General features: G+C 68.1%; 17 protein-coding genes. 4 read left to right on the top strand and 13 right to left on the bottom strand.

All coding sequences use genetic code 11. The annotated features are described in order from the left end of the window. Positions 1–57 precede the first annotated feature (57 nt). Positions 58–552, bottom strand: coding sequence for a hypothetical protein (locus ACQCSU_RS12205; RefSeq protein WP_426975542.1), 495 nt, complete (start codon positions 550–552; stop codon positions 58–60). Positions 553–907: 355 nt separating this feature from the next. Between ACQCSU_RS12205 and ACQCSU_RS12200 the strand changes: the two genes are divergently transcribed. After that, positions 908–1,351 (top strand): DUF6328 family protein, encoded by a 444-nt coding sequence (locus ACQCSU_RS12200; RefSeq protein ID WP_426979778.1) that lies wholly within the window; start codon positions 908–910, stop codon positions 1,349–1,351. A gap of 60 nt (positions 1,352–1,411) precedes the next feature. Then, complete coding sequence (locus ACQCSU_RS12195) at positions 1,412–2,074, top strand: DUF6766 family protein (protein ID WP_426975540.1); 663 nt, start codon at positions 1,412–1,414, stop codon at positions 2,072–2,074. A gap of 44 nt (positions 2,075–2,118) precedes the next feature. Here the strand turns inward: ACQCSU_RS12195 and ACQCSU_RS12190 are convergent, their stop codons facing one another. Further along, positions 2,119–3,633 (bottom strand): MFS transporter, encoded by a 1,515-nt coding sequence (locus ACQCSU_RS12190; RefSeq protein ID WP_426979777.1) that lies wholly within the window; start codon positions 3,631–3,633, stop codon positions 2,119–2,121. Positions 3,634–3,693: 60 nt separating this feature from the next. After that, positions 3,694–4,818 (bottom strand): glycerate kinase, encoded by a 1,125-nt coding sequence (locus ACQCSU_RS12185; protein WP_426975539.1) that lies wholly within the window; start codon positions 4,816–4,818, stop codon positions 3,694–3,696. On the opposite strand from ACQCSU_RS12185, the gene ACQCSU_RS12180 reads away from it, so the two are divergent. Beyond that, positions 4,817–5,008, top strand: a complete 192-nt coding sequence (locus tag ACQCSU_RS12180; protein WP_426975537.1) for a hypothetical protein — start codon at positions 4,817–4,819, stop codon at positions 5,006–5,008. The genes ACQCSU_RS12185 and ACQCSU_RS12180 overlap by 2 nt on opposite strands. Here the strand turns inward: ACQCSU_RS12180 and ACQCSU_RS12175 are convergent. The 10 genes from ACQCSU_RS12175 to ACQCSU_RS12130 form a co-directional block, all read right to left on the bottom strand. Further along, on the bottom strand, positions 4,968–5,768 hold the full coding sequence (locus ACQCSU_RS12175) for a glycerophosphodiester phosphodiesterase (RefSeq protein WP_426979776.1): 801 nt from the start codon (positions 5,766–5,768) through the stop codon (positions 4,968–4,970). The two genes, ACQCSU_RS12180 and ACQCSU_RS12175, sit on opposite strands and share 41 nt — an antisense overlap. 423 nt (positions 5,769–6,191) lie before the next feature. Beyond that, positions 6,192–7,010, bottom strand: a complete 819-nt coding sequence (locus tag ACQCSU_RS12170; RefSeq protein ID WP_426975536.1) for an HAD family hydrolase — start codon at positions 7,008–7,010, stop codon at positions 6,192–6,194. A 203-nt stretch (positions 7,011–7,213) separates the two neighbouring features. Further along, positions 7,214–7,726 carry a YbhB/YbcL family Raf kinase inhibitor-like protein gene (locus ACQCSU_RS12165; protein ID WP_426975534.1) on the bottom strand — a complete coding sequence of 171 codons (513 nt, stop codon included), beginning with the start codon at positions 7,724–7,726 and terminating at the stop codon, positions 7,214–7,216. Continuing rightward, a complete protein-coding gene (locus ACQCSU_RS12160; RefSeq protein WP_426975533.1) occupies positions 7,723–8,739 on the bottom strand; it encodes a carbohydrate kinase family protein in 1,017 nt (338 codons plus the stop codon). The genes ACQCSU_RS12165 and ACQCSU_RS12160 overlap by 4 nt, the downstream gene beginning before the upstream one ends. A gap of 62 nt (positions 8,740–8,801) precedes the next feature. Further along, a complete protein-coding gene (locus ACQCSU_RS12155) occupies positions 8,802–10,166 on the bottom strand; it encodes an MBL fold metallo-hydrolase (RefSeq protein ID WP_426975531.1) in 1,365 nt (454 codons plus the stop codon). A gap of 47 nt (positions 10,167–10,213) precedes the next feature. Continuing rightward, positions 10,214–10,516, bottom strand: coding sequence for a rhodanese-like domain-containing protein (locus ACQCSU_RS12150; RefSeq protein WP_426975530.1), 303 nt, complete (start codon positions 10,514–10,516; stop codon positions 10,214–10,216). Between the two features lie 153 nt (positions 10,517–10,669). Then, the gene (gene nhaA, locus ACQCSU_RS12145) at positions 10,670–12,031 is read right to left on the bottom strand and encodes a Na+/H+ antiporter NhaA (RefSeq protein WP_426975528.1); all 1,362 of its coding nucleotides are present in this window, start codon (positions 12,029–12,031) and stop codon (positions 10,670–10,672) included. Between the two features lie 75 nt (positions 12,032–12,106). Beyond that, complete coding sequence (locus ACQCSU_RS12140) at positions 12,107–12,802, bottom strand: potassium channel family protein (protein WP_426975527.1); 696 nt, start codon at positions 12,800–12,802, stop codon at positions 12,107–12,109. Beyond that, positions 12,795–14,186 (bottom strand): TrkH family potassium uptake protein, encoded by a 1,392-nt coding sequence (locus ACQCSU_RS12135; protein WP_426975525.1) that lies wholly within the window; start codon positions 14,184–14,186, stop codon positions 12,795–12,797. Before ACQCSU_RS12135 ends, ACQCSU_RS12140 begins: the two co-directional genes overlap by 8 nt. Before the next feature lie 61 nt (positions 14,187–14,247). Further along, positions 14,248–15,039: an alpha/beta hydrolase gene (locus ACQCSU_RS12130; RefSeq protein WP_354238681.1), complete on the bottom strand. Its 792-nt coding sequence runs from the start codon at positions 15,037–15,039 to the stop codon at positions 14,248–14,250. A gap of 228 nt (positions 15,040–15,267) precedes the next feature. On the opposite strand from ACQCSU_RS12130, the gene ACQCSU_RS12125 reads away from it, so the two are divergent. Then, a complete protein-coding gene (locus ACQCSU_RS12125; RefSeq protein WP_426975523.1) occupies positions 15,268–16,374 on the top strand; it encodes a GTP pyrophosphokinase in 1,107 nt (368 codons plus the stop codon). The last annotated feature ends 57 nt before the right edge of the window (positions 16,375–16,431 follow it).

Raw genomic sequence — 16,431 nt, 5'->3', positions numbered from 1 at the left:
GGATGGTGGCAGGGCGCCGGCCTTTTTCGCCGATGGCAGCGACTTGTCGACGGCGGTTTAGCCGGCGTCGAACGGTTCCTCATCGTCGCCGCTGCCCTTCGGCGCCTTGCTCTCCGGCAGGTCCTCGCCGGAACCGTCGGGCAGCCCCGCGGCGTCCTGGCCGGGTTCCGAGGAGAACGGCCGCCAGGCGTCGGGTTGCTCGGTGTTGGCACCATCCATCTCGGCCTCCGAGGAAGGCACTTCGGCGTCGAATCCGGGCTCTGAACTGGCGTTTTCTGAACTCATTTGTTCCTCCGTTCCTCCGAAGCGTCCGGCTCCGGGTTCTCCTGCACTGTCCTGGTCTTCTGGGCCGAACTCGCTGAGGTCCAGCGCTCCGGCCGGGTAGGTCTCACCGTCCGGACTGTCCTGGCTCAGGCCTGCGGCGTCGAACGCCTCGTCCTCCCGGGGCTGTGCGAACTTCTTCGCGTCATCGCCGGGCATTTCCTGCTCCGCCGTCGGGGTTCCATAGCCGCCGGCTTCTTCGATCGGGTCCTGCTGGTTGTCCTGAGTCATGTCATTCCTCCTGCTGTTGGAATCGTTGTGGAAACGGACTTGCTGGATGACCTTGCTTGAAATGTGCCCGGACCCACGGCCGCTCGGAGGCCCTTGCCGGGGGCGAGTTCCGCGGGCTGGCCCTCGGCCGCCGGCGCGAAACCGGCCCCTCGAAACCATCCCAGCGAAGTAAACAGTTCCAGCCCACCCGGAAAATAATCAGCAGACTTAGTACCAGCTTGAATTTAGCAGGCCTCAAGCCTAGGTTGAGTGTTAACTGCCCCCGCAGTCCGATCCGCATTCACCCGGAGGTGCGCCAGTGCCCGGTCCAGAAGAGTCCACCAGACACGGACGAAACGAGTCCGTCGAGGAAAAAATGGACCGCAACTGGATGGAGCTCCTGCAGGAACTCCGGGTGCTGCAGACGGGAGTGCAGATCCTCGCTGGCTTCCTGCTCACCCTGCCGTTCCAGTCGAGGTTCGAGACGCTGGACGACGTCCAGATCACCCTCTACCTTGCCAACGTGGCGCTGGCCGCCCTCACCACCGCGCTGATCCTGCTGCCGGTGAGCGTGCACCGCCGCCTGTTCCGCTTGCGCCTCAAGGCCACCCTGGTGTCCAGCGCCGACCGGATAGCCAAGGTGGCCCTGGCCGGCGTCGCGCTCCTCAGCGTCGGCACCTCCGCGCTGGTCTTCGATGTCACGGCGGGGCGGACGGCGGGCTTCACCGCCGGGGCGGTGCTGCTGGCGGCCCTGCTCATCCTGCTGGTCTTTGTGCCGGGCAGGCTCCGCCGGCAGGCAAACAATCGGGAAATGACATGACGGGCACCGCAGGCCACAACGCAGCACACCTTCAGGAGGAACCATGAGCAAGGAGGAACCATGAGCAAGTGGGTCAGGGAACGCGGCCTGCTGTTGGCCAACATCGGACTCTTCCTCGTCTTCTTCGGCGGGATGATCCTCAGCGGGGCCGCCGACTACAGCGAGGATCAGGTGACCCACGGCGAATCAGCCGTTTCGGTCCTTGAGTACCTCGGGACCGGGGCATTTCTGGAGGCGACCTTTGAGAATTGGGAGTCAGAATTCCTGCAGATGGGCATGTACGTCATCCTGACGGTCTTTCTCTTCCAGAAGGGATCCTCGGAATCGAAGCCGATGGGCAAGGACGTCCCGCAGGATCAGGATCCGCGGAACGCACCCCTCAAGGCCAGCACGCCGTGGCCGGTGCGGCGCGGCGGCTGGGTCCTCAAACTCTATGAACACTCCCTGTCGATCATGTTCCTGCTGCTGTTCCTCATGTCCATCGCCCTTCACGCGGTGGGCGGCAGTGAAGCGTACAGCGAAGAGCAGCAAAGCCACGGGCAACCGCCGGTCACCGTTCTGGGGTATCTCGCGACGAGCCGGTTCTGGTTCGAGTCCTTCCAGAACTGGCAGAGCGAATTCCTGGCCGTAGCCGTGCTGGTGGGCGCCTCGGTTTACCTCCGCGAGAAGGGTTCCCCGGAGTCCAAGCCGGTGGCCGAGCCGCACTATGAGACCGGCACCTGAGCCGGGCCGGTCCGCTCGGACGCTCGCTGTCCTACGGCGCGTCCCTAGTCCGGCGTGCCGGTCTTCCGGTCTCCTGCTCTGTTCTGCCGCTCGCCGGCCTGCCGCTCGTCGGCCTGGGCCGGTGACTCGTAGGTGTGATCGAAGGGCATCTTGCTAAGATCCAGGTTCTCGTTGGAGTCCTGGCCCGCGACCAGCTCGTGGGCCTCCTCCAGCGAATCCACGCTGGGCATGGAACCGAGCAACGGGCGTCCGGCAGTCTCCCTGATGAAGAAAACGGCCACGGCGCCGATCGCGGAGGTGCCCACCAGATAGTAGGCAGGCATCATGTCATTTCCCGAGGAGGCGATGAGCGCCGCAATGATGAACGGGGCCGTACCGCCGAAAATGGCGACCGCGAAATTGTAGGCAATGCCCATGGCGCCGTAGCGGCTGGCCGTGGGGAACAGCGCCGGCAACGCCGAGGCCAGATTCGCCACATAAAACGTCAGCGGAAACGCGACGAGAGCCAGCCCCAGGAGGGTGGACCAGATCTCCCCCACGCCGATAAACATGAAGGCCGGGACCGCCAGGATCACGGTCCCGAGCGAACCGATCCACAGCACCGGGCGGCGGCCGATCCGGTCCGAGAGCCGGCCGGTGAGCGGAATGGCCGCAGCCATCGCGACGAGGATCGGAATCGTCAGCAGCGTCCCATGCAATTCGTCATAGCCCTTGGTCGCGGTCAGATAAGTCGGCATATAGGACGTCAGCGCGTAGCCCACCGTGTTGGCGGCCGCGACCAGGACTATCGCCAACAGGATGCTTTGCCAGTGGGACGCAATAATTGCCACCGGACCCTTGGCCTCGACCGCCCCTTCAGCCTCCCCTGAAGTCCGTGCGTCAAGGGTGGCCTGGAACGTGGGAGATTCCTCAATCTTCAGGCGGAAGTAGATGGCCACGATCCCAAGCGGCCCGGCGATCAGGAAGGGGATCCGCCAGCCCCAGCCCTCCATGGCGGGCTGGCCGAGCGTGACCTGCAGCACGGAAACCAGGGCAGCGCCGAGGGCGAAGCCCATATAACTTCCGAGGTCAAGGAAGCTGGCAAAGAAACCGCGGCGGCTGTCGGGGGCGTGTTCACTGACAAACGTCGTGGCGCCCGCATATTCGCCGCCGGTGGAGAAGCCCTGAACGAGCTTGGTCGCCACCAGCAGCACGGCAGCCCATATTCCCAGGACCGAGTACCCCGGGAGCAGGCCGACGACGAACGTGGCCGCCGCCATGATCATGAGGGTCATGGACAGCACCTTCTGCCGGCCGATCTTGTCACCCAGCCAGCCGAAGAACACGCCGCCGAGCGGACGGGCGATGAAGGTCGCGGCAAAGGTCCCCAGCAGGAACAGGTTCTGCACGGTCTTGTCCGCCTCCGGCAGGAAGACCGGGCCCATGGTGGTGATGAGGTAGCCGAACACGCCGACGTCGTACCATTCCATGGTGTTGCCCACGATGGTGCCGCCCAGGGCCTTGCGCATCATCGGGCGATCGACGATGTTGATGTGGTGAACCTTCAACCGCCGCGGTATGAGTGTCCGCGTGGCTACGCGCCTTCCAGAGCTCGCGGCCGACGGCGAACGCCGGAGGCGTCAGGCGCCTTCCAGGACCTGGCTGGTGGCCCAGGCGAGGTACTTCGCGGCGTTCGCGACGGCGTCGTCCGGGCTTCCCGCGAGGTCCAGCAGCTGCGCGGCGGCCACCACACCATGCTGGGCGAGGTCCTCCGGGGTGACCAGGATGCGTCCGGCCACCACGATCACCGGGATGCCGAGATCCCGGGCGGCGTCGGCGAGCGCAATCGGCGCCTTCCCGGTGAGCGACTGCGAATCCAGCGACCCCTCCCCGGTGATGACGAGGTCCGCCTGGGCGAGTTTTTCTCCGAGGCCGGTGAGTCCGGCCACCAGCTCGAAGCCGCCTTCGAGGGCGGCGTTGCTGAAGGCCAGGAACGACGCCGGGAATCCGCCCGCCGCCCCGGCCCCCGGAACGTTGACGTCCCGGCCGGTGGCCTGGCGCAGCACCGAGGCCCAGTTCCGCAGCCCCGCGTCGAGCAGCTGCACAGCGTCCTCGTCGGCGCCCTTCTGCGGGCCGAAGACGTGCGCCGCTCCGTCGCTTCCGAACAATGGGTTCTGCACGTCGACGGCGATCCGGAACTTGACCGCGGCCAGCCGGGGATCGAGTCCGCTGACATCCACGGAGGCGACATCTGCCAGCGAGCCGCCGCCCAGGGGCACCACGTTGCCCGCGGCGTCCAGCGGCTTGAGGCCCAGGGCCCGGAGCGCCCCGCTGCCGCCGTCGCTCATCGCCGAGCCGCCCACGCCCAGCACGATCTCCGTGGCGCCGGCATCCAGGGCAGCGGCGATCAGCTGGCCGCAGCCGTAGCTGTGGGCGCGCAGGGCGTTGGCCGGGGTCGGCTCCATGTGCGCCAGGCCGGATGCCTGCGCGGTTTCGATCACGGCGGTGCCGCCGCCGAACGCATCCAGGCGGAGGGCCCAGGCGGCGCCAATGGGCGCCAGGATGGGGCCGACGACGGCGTTGAGCCGCTCCTCGTACCCGGCCGCGACGGCGGCCTCCAGGGTTCCCTCGCCGCCGTCGGCGATCGGAAACTGGACGGTCTCGGCGTCGGGGTAGACGCGCAAGGCACCTTCGGCGATGGCGGCGGCGGCTTCGATGGCGGTGAGCGAGCCCTTGAATTTGTCCGGGGCGATGAGGATGCGCATGGCTCTATCCTGCCAGCCCGGCTGCGGGACCGGTGCCGGCGGCCGGCTGGGAGGGCTGGGCTACTTCGTCCGCGACCTCGTCGAGGAGCTCGCGCCGCTGATGACGGAGCTGTCCGCCGGAGCCCGGTGCCTGCATCGAGGCGCGGGCGTCAGCGCCGCCACTCGCCGCGTTCCTGCAGCACCGCTTTGAGCAGGTCGGCGCGGTCCGTGACGATCCCGTCCACGCCGAGGTCCAGCAGCCGGTGCATTTCGGCCTGCTCGTTGATGGTCCAGACGTGCACCTGCAGGCCGTGGCGGTGGGCGCGCCGCACAAAGCCTGGCGTCACCACGGTCACGGCGCCGTAGCTGACCGGCACCTGCAGCGCGTGAACGCCGCGGAGCACACGCGCCGCGACCAGCCGCATCAGCGGGCCAGGCAACACCGGGCCCAGCAGGACGAACAGGGCGCTGGACACGATTCCCGCAGAGCTCGCGGCGGGACGGCTGAGCCGCTTCAGCACGGCGCGGCGCCTGCGGTCCGAAAAGCTGGCAATCAGCACCCGGTCATGCAGCCCGTACCGCTCGATCGCTGCGGCCAGGGAGTCCACCGAGTTCGAGTCTTTGACATCAACGTTCAGCCGGACGTCCGGAAAGGCCGTGACGAGTTCCTCAAACAGCGGGATCGGCTCCGCCCCGCCGATCCTGGCCCGGGCGACCGTCTCCGCCAGCAGTTCTGAGATCCGGCCGCTGCCGTCCGTGACCCGGTCCAATGTTGCATCGTGGAACAGCACCAGCACGCCGTCGGCGGTGGTGTGGACGTCCGTCTCCAGGTGCCGGAACCCGAGCTCGACGGCGGCGCCGAAGGCGGCCATGGAGTTTTCCAGGCCGGCCTGGGAGAAGCCGCGGTGAGCCATGGCGAGGGGCGCGTCGGGGGCTCCGCCGGCGGAAAAATACGGGTGGGACGTCGTCACTCCTGAAGCGTACCGGAGCCCCGGCGCCCCTGGCGGTGACCGGGTCAGGAGGCTGGTCAGGAGGGCGGGCGGGAGGATTTCGACGCCGTCGCTGCAGTGCAGCAGCGCGCGTCCCCGCCCGCCGTCGAGGTCTACCCAGACAGCCGAGTGATCCTCCGTGACGGCGTGGATCAGGCCCGTGGTCTCGTAGCCGGGAGCCATCCGGACGCTGACCCTGTCGCCCTGGCGCAGGCTCTTCCAACGGGTGTCCGGTTCGACCCTGCGCAGTGGCTGTTCGTAAGTGCTTTCAATGCGGTACCTGGCCATGATTTCCCCACCATCAGTTGAACGATCCGTCGCGAGCTCTCAGCCTAGGAGGCCAAGGTGAACGCGAGTTGACCGGAAGCTGGGAATCCGGTGACCGGACACCGGCGGGCAGTCCGGTCAGGGAAGCCGGACACCCAGGGCTGCGAGCTTGGCCTCGAGGATCTGGGCCACGCCGTCGTCGTCGAAGTGCGGCGCCTGCTGGCCGGCCGCGCGGATGGCTTCCGGGTGGCCGCTGGCCATCGCATACCCGTGGCCGGCCCAGCGCAACATCTCGATGTCGTTGGGCATGTCCCCGAAGGCCACCACGTCGCCGGACTCGACGCCGAGCGACGCAGCGTATTCGGCGAGCGTGACGGCCTTGTTGACGCCGGGCAGGGACAGTTCCAGGAGGGCGATGTTCGGCGCCGAGTGCGTGGCCGCGGCCAGGTGCGCGACAGCCGGCGACACTTCGGCGAGGAACTCGTCGGCGGTGCCTTCCCGGACAACGGCGAGGAACTTCACCACCGCGTCCGACGCGGTGAGGGTGCTGTGCAGCGGCGCCGGGGTGAACTCGGCGAGCAGCTCGCTGGAGCCGTTCTCGATGAACCCCGGCTCCAGGTGGAAGCCGGTCAGGGTCTCGGCGGCGAACAGTGCCGAGGGGCGGAGGCGCTGGATGATGCGGCGGGCCTCGAACACGGCGTCGAGCTCCAGGGCCCGGGCCGAGACCATGCGGTCCGCTTCGAGGTCCCAGACGACGGCGCCGTTGGAGCAGATGACGGTTCCGGTGTGCCCCAACCGGTCCTGCAGCGGGCGCAGCCAGCGCGGCGGGCGTCCCGTGACGAACACCAGTTCGACCCCGGCTTCGCGGCAGGCATGGAACGCGCGCACGGTGCGGTCACTGATCTTGCCGTCGTGGCCGAGAATCGTTCCGTCAATGTCACTTGCTACCAGCCGCATACTGCCAGTCTACGTGGGCGGCGCGGGCGGGGCGGGCGGCGTCGACTTCGCCGGAGGCTTGCGGATTCGCCGGAGGCTTGCGGATTCGCCGGAGGCTTACGGCGAATCCGCAGGCCTCCGGCGATTTCGGGGCGCGGGAGGGGTGCGCGTCGAAACGGGGCGGACCGCGGGAGGCCACCACGGGCCCGGCGCCGCCCAGGTAGCTAGTGGCGTTCGAAGATTCCGGTGAGGGTGGCCCGGGCCAGGGTATGCCGCGCGAGCCTGGATTCGAGGCTGGCCGGGGAGGTGCCCGCCTCCAGTCCGGAGTGCTCCACGTCGAGGGCATGGATGGTGACGATGTAGCGGTGCGGGCCGTGGCCGGGCGGCGGCGCGGCCCCCAGATAGCCGTGGAAACCGGCGTCGTTCTTCAACTGCTTGACCCCCGGCGGGAGCAGCCGGCCGCCCTCCGCGCCCGCCCCCGCCGGCAGCGAGGTGACCTCGGCCGGAAGGTCCAGCACGGCCCAGTGCCAGAAGCCGCCGCGGCCCGGGGCATCCGGGTCGAACATGGTCACGGCGTAGCTCCGGGTTCCGGCCGGGGCGCCGCTCCAGCCCAGCTGCGGGGACTCGTCCTGCCCGCCGGCGCGCATCTTGCCGCTGCGCTGGGCCGGCGGAAGGGTCGCGCCGTCCTGGAACGACTCGCTGCTGACGTGGAAGGTCGGGGCGTCCTGGCGTGTCATGGCTGCCTTTCAATTGTTGGGGGATCGGCACTTTCCGGATCGGCGGACTCGGAATCCGCGGGAAGCGGAGCCTGCGCCCCCAGTTCCATCCGGTTCAGTTCCGCCCGGGTAGGCGGATTCGCGCCGGCGCGGGAGACCGTCACCGCGGCCGCCCACGCTGCGTGGGACAGGAGTTCGCGGAGGCTTCCGGCGGAGAGCTCCCGGAGGTCCTTGCGGTTCTGGGCCCCGTCCAGGCCCAGATCCACCACGCCGGACAGCAGCGCCGCCATGAAGGAATCCCCGGCGCCCACCGTGTCCGCCACGGTCACCGCGGGAGCGGGGCAGTGCGCTTCGCCGGAAGCGTTGACACCCCAGGGCCCTTCCGCGCCGCGTGTCACCACCACCATGGCCGGGCCTTCCGAGCCGCCCAGCGACAGCCAGCGGCGGGCTGAATCCAGCGGATCCTCACCAGGATAGAGCCATTCGAGGTCCTCATCCGAGGCCTTGACCACGTCCGCGAGGGTGACGAATTTTTCGGTTTGCCGGCGGGCGTAGTCCACGTCCGTGATGATGCTGGGCCGGCAGTTGGGATCGAAGCTGATGGTGGCCGAGGGATGGGCATGCTCGACGGCGGCCAGCACTTCCGCGGCACCGGGCGACAGCATCGTGGCGATCGAGCCGGTGTGCAGCAAGGTGGTGCCCTGCAGCATGAACGGCAGCCGGTCCGCGAGGCCGGGCAGCTCCCAGGCGAGGTCGAAGGTGTAGCCGGCGGCGCCGTCGTCGTCGATCAGGGCGGTGGCCACGCTGGTAGGCAGCTTATCGGGCCCCCACGGGAGCAGCACGGAGCTGGTCTTGAGGTGCGCCGCCAGCGCTTCGCCGTAGGCGTCCCGGCCGTAGCGGCCGATGAACTGCACCGGATGGCCCAGCCGGGCCAAGCCCACCGCGACGTTGAGGGGACTTCCGCCCACGTGGGCCTGGCTACCGGAGGATTGCTGGACCACGTCAACAAGGCCCTCGCCGATTACTGTGAGCATGGTCATACTCTGCCAGAGAACGCGGCCCGGCGCCCCTGTGTTTCGCCGGCTCCGCAGTTCGCTCAGCCGCGGTGCGCGTGGGACATGTCCATCGGGACGCCGGCGGCCCCGGCGTCGCCGAACCGGGCGTCGATGTGGACCACGTCCCTGCCGGCGCGGTGAAGGAGGCTGGCGGCAATGCCGGCCCGGTACCCGGAGGCGCAGTGCACCCACAGCTTCCCCGCGGGCAGTGCGTCCAGGCGCGGCAGCAGTTCATGGAGCGGGGCGTTCACGGCGCCGGCAACCCGCGACGCGGCGTATTCGTCGGCCCGGCGTACATCCAGGACGGTGTCTGCTGGATTTCGGCCCGCGAGCACGCCGTCCCAGCCCACCCGCGGATAGGAGGCGACGGCGGTCCGGGGTGCCAGCGTGTGCGGGTCAGTGCCGACGGCGGCGTCCGGGGAGTCGATTCCGATCCGGGAGAGGTCGCGGATGGCGTGCTCCACGTCCTCGTGCGGTCCGACCAGAGTCAGGGGCTCCTGCCACGGCAGGATCCAGCCCAGGTAGGTACTGAAGCTGTTGCCGTACTCGAAGCTCACGCTGCCCTGCAGGTGGTTGCTGGCAAATGCCACGCGGCGCCGCAGGTCCACCACCCACTCGCCGTTCGCCAGGCGCCGGGTGAGCTCCGCGGGGTCGAGCGATTCGGGCACGGCCAACTCCGCCGGGCCGGGGCCGCCGGCATTGGTCACGGCCATGTGGGCGTAGTAGGACGGGTAGGCCGTGAGGTTGGCCAGGAGTTCGCGGACAAAGTGGTCCTCATCCGGGTCCGTGAGGGCGTGGTTCGTGGTCAACTGCTCGCCGATGGTCGAGGATCCCGCACCGCTGGCCGGACCGGAGGAGCAGAAGGAGCCGAAGCCGTGGGTCGGAAAGAGGGCAGCGTCCGCTGCGGCCTCCTGGACCAGGCGCCGCACCGAGGAGTACTGCTCGCGGGTGAGACCGATGGTGTCGGCGGCCGCAACGAGGTCCGTGCGGCCGACCGAGCCGTAGAGCAGGCTGCCGCCCGAGAAGACGGCCTGTTTCACGCCGTCGTCCACGATGAAGGAAAGGTGCGTGTGCGTGTGCCCCGGCGTGGCGACGGCCTTGACCGTGAGCGAACCCACCCGGACGGTCTGGCCGTCCGTGATCGGCTGGCGCTCGAACTTCACGGGGTCCGCGGCGTTCACGAGGTAGCTCGCGCCGTGCGCCTTCGCCAGCTCGAAGCCCCCGGTGAGGTAGTCGTTGTGCAGATGGGTCTCGGCCACGTGCGTGATGGTCACCCCGGCGTCCCGGGCGGCCGCTTCGACCCGGTCCGTGTCCCGTTGCGGATCTATGACCAGCGCCACCGAACCGTCATGGACGAGGTAGCTGCGGTTCCCCAGTTGCCGGGTCTCGATGACAATGACATCCATGGTCCACTCCTGCGGGTCTGCTCAGCGGGTCTTCTCAGCGGGTCTGCTCAGCGGCGAACGACCGGAAGGCCGTCGAGCTGCCACTCGTTGATGCCGCCGGCGACGTTGACGGCGTCGTATCCCTGGTCCTCGAGGTAGGCGGCGGCCTGGGCGCTCCGGCCGCCGGCTGCACACATCACGTAAACGGTGCCGCTGGCAGGAACCTCGGCCAGGGACTGCGCGAAGCGGGAAAGCGGGATGCTCTTGGTGCCCGCCACCCGGACGTCCGCGTATTCGTCATCCTCGCGGACGTCGACGATTGCGGCGTCCTGTCCCATGGCTGCCAGTTCTTTGACGGAGATGCTCTTCATGGTTGTCCTTTCGCGGTGCCGGAAACCCGGCGACTCTCTACACCCATGATACCCCCGAGGGTATGAATACAAGCCCCGGAGTGGGGCGGCAGAAGACCTGGACGGCAGGATGCAAGCCTCCCGCGTCCGCACTGGGCGGAGCGGCCACCCGGGCTATCCCTGAGAGCTGTCCTGCTGGTAGACGTCCGGGATGCCGTCATGGTCGGAGTCGATTTTCTCGTCTTCCTCTGCCTTCCGGTACTGCCGGTTCCGGGTCCGCAACACCACGGCGGCCAGCAGTGCGGCCAGCAGGGACGCCGCGAGGATCCCCACCTTGGCGTGGTCGTCGTGGCTGCTGCCCTGGCCGAAGCTCAGCTCTGCAACCAACAGCGACACCGTGAAGCCGATGCCGGCCAGGAGCGCGACTCCGAAGACGTCGATCCACTTGAACGAATCATCCAGCCGCGCCCTTGTGACCTTGGTGAGCAGCCAGGTGATTCCGAGGATGCCGGCCGGCTTGCCCAGAACGAGGGCAAGAATGATGCCGATGGCCACGGGATCCGTCAGCGCCGAACCGAGCCCTTCCCAGCCGCCCACCGCGACGCCGGCCGAGAAGAAGGCGAAGATCGGAACGGCCACTCCGGCGGAGATCGGCCGGAACCTGTGCTCGAATACCTCCGCAAGGCCAGGTCCGGCTTCCGGTCCGCCGCTGGCCTTGGAACGGATCACCGGGATGGCGAAACCGAGCAGGACGCCGGCCACCGTGGCGTGGATGCCGGAGGCGTGAACCAACGCCCACGTGGCCGCGCCGAGGGGCAGCAGGATCAGCCAGGCCGCAGCGGGCTTGGTCCCGAAGAAGCGCCGGTACTTCTGCGCCAGGAAGGTGTAGAGGCCCAGCGGGATCAGCGCCAGCAGCAGCGGCATCGGGTGCAGTTCACTCGTGTAGAACACCGCGATGATGCTGATCGCGAGCAGATCATCGACGACGGCGAGGGTCAGCAGGAAAATGCGCAGTGCACTCGGCAGGTGCGAGCCGATGATGGCCAGGACCGCGACGGCGAAGGCGATGTCGGTGGCCGTGGGAATGGCCCAGCCGCGGAGGGTCTCCGGGCTGGCGAGGTTGACCGCGGCGTAGATGAGCGCTGGGACAACCACTCCGCCGACTGCCGCGGCGACGGGAACGATTGACTTGTTCAGCTGCCGCAGGTCCCCTGCCACGAACTCCCGCTTCAGCTCGAGCCCGACCAGGAAGAAGAAGATGGCAAGCAGCCCATCGGCGGCCCAGGCCCCCAGGCTCAGTTCCAGGTGCCAGGGCTCGTAGCCGATCTTAAAGTCCCGGAGGGCAAAGTAGCCGCCGGACGCCGGCGAGTTGGCCCAGATCAGGGCGATCACGGCCGCCGCCACCAGCAGGGCGCCGCCCACTGTTTCCTTACGGAGGATCTCCCCGATCCGCAGGGATTCGGCGTAGCTGCCGCGGCCGAAGATGGTGGAACGCGGCGGGACGGGAGACGGTGTGGAACGCGGTGTGGTGCTCATGCGGGGTCCTAAAAGTTGGGTCGACAGAACTATGCCGACCAGACTTCCCGGCGCACCTGCATCCAGTCTAGGGGGTCAGGGCATGGTGCTGAACCGTTCGGCTTTCGCCTTGCTGCCCTGGACGATGATCTGGTCGTCGTCGTAGAGGACGGTCTGCGCCGTCGTGTGGCCCCACGTCCCGCCGGGGCGCTTGACTGCCACGATCGTGACACCGTACTTCTCCCGGAGTCCGAGCACGCCGAGCGGGCGATCGCGGACGCTGGCGGGCGGGCTGGTCCTGATCATCACGAAGTCGTCCTCGAACTCCACGTAGTCGAGGATCGAGCCGAGGACCAAGTGGGCGACGCGCTTTCCCATGTCATGTTCCGGGCGGATGACGTGTTCGACGCCGAGCTGGCCGAGGATTTCGGCATGGGGTTCGCTGATGGCCTTGGCCCAGATCTGCGGACGGCGGAACTTCAGAATCCTCGACGTCGTGAGGATACTGGCCTCAAGGTCCGAGCCGATGCCCACCACCGCCCGGTCAAACTCGTGGACCGAGAGCTGGCGGAGCACTTCCTCCTTGGTGGAATCGGCCTTGACCACATGGGTCAACCGGCCGTTGAAGGACTGCACAATCTCCTCGTTGGCGTCGATGCCCAGCACCTCGGTACCCTGGGCTTCCAGCTCCAGCGCCAGCGAACCGCCGAAGCGGCCCAGGCCGATGACCACCACGGATGACGCCTTGGCGATGGTGCCAGCGGGGCGCGTGGAGAAGATATTCCTAGCCAATGAGCGGCCTTTCCTTGGGGTACTCGTAAAGCATGGGGCGTTCACGGAGGGCCAGGGCGGCGCCCAGCGTGACCGGGCCCAGCCTTCCGACGAACATCAGCAGAATCAGCACCAGCTGACCGGCAGGAGGGATCCCGGCGGTGATGCCCGTGGACAGTCCGACGGTGGCGAAGGCGGAGACGACCTCGAACAGGATCCGCTCCTGCCCGAAGTCCGTGATCATCATCAGGAACATCGTCGACCCGGTGACGAGCGCGATCGCCAGCAGGACCACGGTGATGGCCTGGCGGTGCACCGCCCGGGACAGCCGCTTGCCGAAGACGTTCACGGCCGTGCCACCCTGCAGCTCGGTGGAGAGGATGAAGAACAGCACGGCGAACGTGGTGATCTTCAGGCCGCCGGCGGTACCGGCCGGGCCGCCGCCGATGAACATCAGGATGTCCATCCCCATCCAGGAGACGGGGCGCATCTGCGCTATGTCAATACTGTTGAAGCCTGCAGTCCGGGTAATGACGGACTGGAAAAAACCTGCCAGCACGCGCTCCGCAGGATGAAGGCCGCCGAGCGTCGCGGGGTTGGACCATTCGACGGCGGTGAGGAAGACGGTGCCGCCTCCCAGCAGGACGGCTGAACCCACCAGGACGAGTTTGGTGTTCATGCTCCAGTGGATCGGACGCCGGTACTGGCGGCCCAGTTCAAAGAGGACCGGGAACCCGAGCCCGCCGATGATCACGGCGGCGGCTATCGGCAGGCACAGCCACGCGTCGCCGACGAAACCCATCAGGTTGTCGGAGTACAGTGCGAACCCGGCGTTGTTGAAGGAGGAAACGGAGTGGAATACGCCGTGCCACAGGGCCTCACCGAGCGGGTAGCCGTAGCCGGCCATGAACCGGGCCGTCAGGATGAGGGCCAAGCCGGCCTCAACTGCCAGGCTGATCAGGAGCACGCCGAGCAGCACCCGGCGGACGTCGCCCAGTCCGTCACTTTTGGTTTCGGCGGCTGCTGAGAGCCTGGACTTCAGGCCGAGCCGGCGCGCGGTCAGCACCCCGAGCAGGGTGCCGAAGGACATCACGCCGAAGCCGCCGATCTGGATCAGCACCAGGATGACCACCTGGCCGAAGCCGCTCCAGAAGACCGGAGTATCAACGGTAATGAGGCCTGTCACGCACACCGAAGAGGTGGCGGTGAACAATGCCTCCAGGAAAGTGGCGCCGCCTCCGCCGGCCTTGGCCACCGGAAGCAGGAGCAACCCGGTTCCCGCCGCGACCGCACCGGCGAAACCCAGCACGATCACCTGCGCCGGGTGGCGTGGCGCGAACGCTCTGATGAACTTTGTGAAGCCCGCTGCCAGGGCGCGCAGGACTGCGGGAACTTCAACGTGCATACGCGTCACGCTATCACTCGATATCACTCGTTGAAGGCCGGAACAGCGCCCGCCGGGCCGTTCAGGCCAGCAGCAACTGCACCAGCTCGCGGCATTTCCGGTAGGCGGCCGCCTTCGGGTCGATCAGCGCGAAGTGGTCACCCGGAACCTTGAGGAGCTGGACGGGCGCCCCCGCGGATTTCGCCGCTGCGGCATACGTCTCGGACTGGCTCATCGGGACCGTGTCGTCTTCGGTCCCGTGGACCGCGTAGACCGGGACGTTCAGGGGCACCGCACTCATCGGGTCCGCATATTTATGCCGCTTGGGGTATTTTTCGGAGGAGCCGCCCAGCAGGTTGCTGACCGCGCCGTTGCTGAGGTTCAGCCGCTCGGCCGAGGCCAGGTTCAGCACCCCCGACTGGCTGACGACGCCGGTGAGCCGCACCGCGCCGTCGTCCCTGCGGAGCAGCTGGCGGTCCGCATCCGGGGCGCCGATCTGGCCGAGTCGGTCACGGCCGGCCGCCCAGACCGCCAGGTGCCCGCCGGCGGAGTGCCCCAGGGCGACAACCCTGTCCAGCCCGAGGCTGTGCTCGCCGGCGACCTCACGCAGTTTGTCGATCCCGGCCAGCACGTCGGAAAACGTGTGAGGCCAGCCGCCGCCGTTGCCGGCACGGCGGTACTCGAGGTTCCAGGCGGCCATGCCGTGCGCCGCAAGGTCCCTGGCCAGCGGCTCACCGAGCTCGGCGCCGTACTGGGAACGCCAGTAACCGCCGTGGATGACCACCACCAGCCCCTTGGGCGCGGCCACCTCCGGCAGGAAAAGCTCGCCCCACTGGCTCGGGTCATCGCCGTAGCTGTACTTGTGCCGCTTCACAGTGTCCTCCTTAGGGCCCGGTGAACAGGCGGCGGAGATTGCCCCCAACGTCACCGTCGCTGCGGCCGCGATGAAAGCCCGACGCCGCACATCAGCCATGTGCAAGAGCCTACCTTGGGCACGGCGGGGCTGGCTTCGTGATCACGGCGCGGTGCGCGATGTTCGCGAGACGGGCGGCCGCGGGGTGTCACCTCCGCCGCCGTCGTACCTCCGCCGTAAGCTGGACGCATGGCGAGCAACTGGGATCGGCTGGACCCGAGCCTGCGCGAATCCGTGCAGGAAAACGTGGAACTCTACGAGCGGCTCCGCCCTGCCCTGAAGCTGGTGACGCGCGAGGTCCTGCTCACGCTGCGGACCATGCTCAAGGGCACCGAAGTGACGCCGCTGTTCGTCACCGGCCGCACCAAGACGGTGGAATCCTTCCGCGAGAAGATCTCCCGCACCGAGGAGCCCCTGGAACCCGGCGGCCCCCCGGTGCTGAAATTTCCGGACCCGTTCCGGACGCTCAATGACATGGTGGGCATCCGCGTGATCACCAAGCTGCCGGCGGAAAACGCCGTGGTGGCCAACCTGATCAAGCGCCAGCGCCAGCTCTTTGACTGCCGCGGCGACCGCGAGAAGGACATCGGCTCGATCGAATCCGGGACCTACGGCTACTCCAGCCGGCACCTGATCCTGCGCACCATCCAGAACGAGGCGGTCAAGGAGTACCAGCAGGCCTTCAATCCGGAGGTCCCGCCGAACGGCAGCTACTTCTTCGAATGCCAGATCCGCACCGTGTTCGCGCACGCCTGGAGCGAGATCGAGCACGACATCCGGTTCAAGGCCGAGGACCCGCGCGCCTGGACGCCGCACTTCGACCGCCAGTTCACCGCCACGGCCGCGATGCTGGAAACGGTGGAGGGCGCGTTCGCTGACCTGCACGAACGCTACGAGGAGGTCCGCAGCTACTGGGACCTGGACGGCGAGGGCGCCGCGCAGCTCACCCCGAACCGGATCCGGGACGTCTGGCGGACACTGCTGCCGCACGTGGACCGGAAGGTCGACGACGACTGGGGCTGGGCCGCCGAACTCATGGCCGCCCACGGCCTCAACCAGACCGTCCAGCTCGCGGGGCTGCTCAACGCCAACCGGATCACCGAGGTCCGCAAGGCCCTGGACCACCGCTACTCCCCCGGCCCGGACCGGCTGCTGGATGACCTGCTGCTCTGGCAGTACGGCACCGAACACATCGACCTCACCGCGGAACCGGCCGACGCCGTCCCGCACCCCCGCCGGGACAGCCTGCTGCGGCGGCTCAAGCAGATCGAGCGGTACCGGCTGACGCAGGGGTAGCTGGCCGGGAGCGCCTCGTCACGAACCTGAACCGAGAGGCAGACTGCGCGTCGAGAG

Origin of the sequence: Pseudarthrobacter sp. O4, from assembly GCF_050157025.1 — a bacterium.
Taxonomy (GTDB): domain Bacteria; phylum Actinomycetota; class Actinomycetes; order Actinomycetales; family Micrococcaceae; genus Arthrobacter.
The sequence above is the reverse complement of the archived record's forward strand: the minus strand, read 5'-3'. Positions and strand labels throughout refer to the sequence as shown.